The following is a 535-nucleotide window of genomic DNA, read 5'->3' as shown; positions in this document are numbered from 1 at the left end:
GTCATGAACCCTGATCTGTTGATTTGTACGATGGAACCTTTCGTTAACTTGGAAGTTGAACTTACCGTTTCGAAAGGTCGTGGCTACGTTCCTGCTGATGAAAATCTGCCTAAGGACGCACCAATCGGTGTTATTCCCATCGATGCCATCTACACGCCCATCAAAAATGTGGCTTACACCATTGACAATTTCCGTGTTGGTCAACGTACCGATTACGAGAAACTGACGATTAGCCTCAAAACAGATGGTACTATCCACCCGGAAGAGGCTATCAAAGAAGCTTCACGGATCCTGATTCAGCACCTTATGCTGATCACGGACGAAAATATCACCTTCGATTCAGCGGGTACTCGCGAAGAGAATATCGTAGATGAGCATATCCTGCACATGCGTAAGTTGTTGAAAACTTCTCTGGAAGATCTCGACCTCTCTGTACGTGCTTACAACTGTCTGAAGGCAGCGAAAATCAATACCTTGGCTGAACTGGTACGTTACGACACACACGAACTGCTGAAGTTCCGTAACTTCGGTAAGA

General features: G+C 45.8%; 1 protein-coding gene. It reads left to right on the top strand.

Annotated elements, in window-relative coordinates:
• The coding region (locus tag ACRBG0_RS28175; protein WP_431490161.1) for a DNA-directed RNA polymerase subunit alpha at window positions 1-535 on the top strand (535 nt) is incomplete at both ends.

It is taken from the genome of Lewinella sp., assembly GCF_050633125.1.
Taxonomy (GTDB): Bacteria; Bacteroidota; Bacteroidia; order Chitinophagales; family Saprospiraceae; genus Lewinella.
The sequence above is the reverse complement of the archived record's forward strand: the minus strand, read 5'-3'. Positions and strand labels throughout refer to the sequence as shown.